The sequence below is a fragment of the Limnobacter sp. genome (assembly GCF_964228395.1).
Lineage (GTDB): Bacteria > Pseudomonadota > Gammaproteobacteria > Burkholderiales > Burkholderiaceae_B > Limnobacter.
The window spans coordinates 1-3,019 of record NZ_CAXQZX010000106.1; the positions used below are offsets into that span (position 1 = coordinate 1).

At 56.7% G+C, this 3,019-nt stretch carries 5 protein-coding genes; 1 reads left to right on the plus strand and 4 read right to left on the minus strand.

Annotated elements, in window-relative coordinates:
* The coding region (locus ACEQU8_RS08780; protein ID WP_370263000.1) for a histone deacetylase family protein at positions 1–656 on the minus strand (656 nt) is incomplete at its 3' end.
* A 171-nt stretch (positions 657–827) separates the two neighbouring features.
* Here ACEQU8_RS08780 and mltB point away from each other — a divergent pair.
* Positions 828–1,829: a lytic murein transglycosylase B gene (gene mltB, locus ACEQU8_RS08785; protein WP_370263001.1), complete on the plus strand. Its 1,002-nt coding sequence runs from the start codon at positions 828–830 to the stop codon at positions 1,827–1,829.
* A gap of 7 nt (positions 1,830–1,836) precedes the next feature.
* Here mltB and ACEQU8_RS08790 read toward each other — a convergent pair whose 3' ends face one another.
* The 3 genes from ACEQU8_RS08790 to ACEQU8_RS08800 form a co-directional block, all read right to left on the minus strand.
* Complete coding sequence (locus ACEQU8_RS08790) at positions 1,837–2,199, minus strand: type II toxin-antitoxin system VapC family toxin (RefSeq protein ID WP_370263002.1); 363 nt, start codon at positions 2,197–2,199, stop codon at positions 1,837–1,839.
* On the minus strand, positions 2,196–2,399 hold the full coding sequence (locus ACEQU8_RS08795) for a type II toxin-antitoxin system VapB family antitoxin (protein ID WP_370263004.1): 204 nt from the start codon (positions 2,397–2,399) through the stop codon (positions 2,196–2,198). The genes ACEQU8_RS08790 and ACEQU8_RS08795 overlap by 4 nt, the downstream gene beginning before the upstream one ends.
* Positions 2,400–2,457: 58 nt before the next feature.
* A partial coding sequence (locus ACEQU8_RS08800) for a pyridoxal-phosphate dependent enzyme (RefSeq protein ID WP_370263005.1) occupies positions 2,458–3,019 on the minus strand: 562 nt, incomplete at its 5' end.

Consider the following 3,019-nt stretch of genomic DNA (forward strand, 5'->3'; position numbering starts at 1 on the left):
TCTTTGAATTGTTCGCGGCCAGAACCGGGCGGCAGGGGGCAGTTCACCATATTGCCCGCCCCTTGCAGGCCTCCAGAATACGGGTACAGAGGCGACTGAAAAGTGCCACACATCAGCACCTTGGCGTTGCCGGCAAAAGCATTTTCGGTGCCGTTGCCATGATGCACATCAAAATCGACCACCAGCACGCGGTCTAGTCGGTATGCGTCAATGGCGTGTTGAGCCGCCACCGCCACATTGTTGAACACACAAAACCCCATGGCCTGGCCCACACAAGCGTGGTGCCCCGGCGGGCGAACAGCGCAAAAGGCGTTATCAACCGCATGAGCCATCACCAAATCAACCGCATGCACACAGGCACCGGCTGCTCGGCGGGCGGCATCCAGACTGAATTCAGACAATGTGGTGTCGCCATCAATGTCCACATTGCGCTTCAACGGAAAACGGGCGCGAATGCTTTCAACATAATCGGCGCTGTGCACGGCCGTAATGGCCGCCCAAGTGGCTTGTGGCGCCTCACAATGCACCAGTTGGCTCCACAAACCCGAGGCTTGCAGTTTGGTTTGAATGGCTTTGAGTCGAGCACCGCTCTCGGGGTGGCCAGGCCCCGGGTCGTGAAGCACACAGTCGGTGTGGGAAATGTAGGCCGTGGTCATGCTGCCCCCCCGTGCTGCGGTATAGTGGGCTGGTGGCCCGGCGCAGAGCTGTGTGCAGTGGGCCGCAAGTACTGCCTTATTCGCCCAAACAACAGCCCGACCATGTTGACTCCTTTGAAAACCCGCGTTTTTCTTTGTATTGAAATATTCCTCATTCTAATCAGCAGCGCAATGGCCACTCAAGCGGCGGCTGCGCAAAACGCCAAGAATGAAGCCCCCTCCCCCACTTTTGTAGAGCGCCCCGAAGCACTGGCCATTGCCCAGCGCTTGGCCCAGAAGCATGGCATTGAGGAGGCACAAACCCTGTCGCTGATTGGCCAGGCCCAATACCTGCCGCGCGTGGTTGAGGCTGTTAAGCCCCCCAAAAAAGCGAGCGTGCGCAACTGGGACAACTACCGCGCAAGGTTTGTAGAACCCTACCGCATTCGCAAGGGCATGGCCTTTTGGAACGACAATGCCGACGTGCTTGCGCAGGCCGAGGCACGCTACGGCGTGCCCCAAGCGGTGATTGTGGCCATCATTGGAGTAGAAACCATTTACGGCGAACACACTGGCAACTTCCGGGTAATTGACTCGCTGAGCACCTTGGGCTTTGCGTACCCCAGTGGTCAGCGCGACCGTTCGGGGTTTTTTCTGCAAGAGCTGGAAGCTTTTATTGCCCTGTGCACCCAAACCCACCTGGACTGCCTGGAGGTGAAAGGCAGCTATGCCGGGGCCATTGGGCTGGGCCAGTTCATGCCCAGCTCGTGGATGGCTTACGCCGTGGACGGCGATGAGGACGGCATTGTGGACTTGTTCCACAGCCAAAAAGACGCCATTTTTAGCGTGGCCAATTTTTTGAAGGTTCACGGCTGGCAAACTGGCGCAGCCACGCGGGTGTTGGTGGAGTTTGACCACGCCGACAACCTGAAAGAACTTTTGGCCCCCGACATTGTGCCCACCTTCACTGCCGAGCAGATGAAAACGCGCGGCGTGCGGGTGTTGGGCCCGGTGCAGCCCGAGGAAAAACTTGCCCTGATTGAACTGGTACGCGGGGAAGCGGACCCAAGTTACGTGGCGGGCGGCACCAACTTCTACGTGGTCACCCGGTACAACCGCAGCTCGTTTTATGCCAATGCGGTGCTGGAGTTAAGCGAAGCCTTGGCCCTGCGGAAAAGTATTGGGGGAAAGTAGGCAGGCGCTAAAAAGCCACACCAAACCCTTGCGCAAGGCGATTCAAGCGCCTGTCCAGGGTCCAGAGCAAGCATTGGGGCGTGATTAAAGCACTGGCCAGAAGACTAAGATCTACAAGCCCACAGCCCACACCATGGAGCTGATGATCATTGATCATTTGCATGGTCTCTTCAAGAGTTGCTTGCTTGCAATGCGCCAAAGACTTTAAATCTAAAAGGGTTTGACACCGGTTCGGCGGCGAGCCACAGGCAATTTCGCCGACAACAAAAGGGTGAATTAAAACCATATCACCCAAAAGAAGTTCGATTAAGCGCGAGTTTTGCTTTTTGAAATGAGCAACCCAGACAGAAGTGTCTACCAGCACACTCATGATTGGGCATCAGGATTGCGCCGCCTGATTGGGGCCATGTCGGGAGTCGCCCCCCCCAGCGCCGCGAGCCGTTTGGCAGACTCCACCCGAATGAAGGTCTTAATGGCCTCTTTGAATAGCTCGGATTTGTCGACTGAGGGCCCCGCCAGCCGAAGTGCTTGTTCAAACAATTCGTCGTCGATTGTTACGGTGGTTCTCATTGCGCGGCCCAATCAGTCATCAGAAACACCATCAGTTTACATCATTTTTGATGACGCCTTACGCCGGAAACACCCCCGTGGACAGGTAACGGTCGCCCCGGTCACACACGATGAACACGATGGTGGCGTTTTGCACTTCTTCGGCAATTTGCAGTGCAATGTGCGCCGCGCCAGCGGCTGAAATTCCACAGAAGATGCCTTCTTCGGCGGCCATGCGGCGTGCCATGTGCTCGGCCTGCGCCTGGGTAACCTGCACCACGCGGTCCACTCCTGAAGGCTTATAAATTTTTGGCAGGTACTCTTGCGGCCATTTGCGAATGCCAGGAATTTGAGAGCCTTCACTGGGCTCGGCCCCGATGATTTGAATGTTGGGGTTTTGGCTTTTGAGGTAACGCGACACCCCCATGATGGAACCCGTGGTGCCCATGGCGCTTACAAAGTGGGTGATTTGCCCGCCCGTGTCGCGCCAAATTTCGGGCCCGGTGGTTTCGAAGTGGGCCAGTGGGTTGTCCTCGTTGGCGAATTGGTCGAGGATCACACCCTTGCCTTGGTCGCGCATTTGCTCGGCCAAATCCCGGGCATATTCCATGCCGCCCTTTTGAGGGGTCAAAATAATTTCG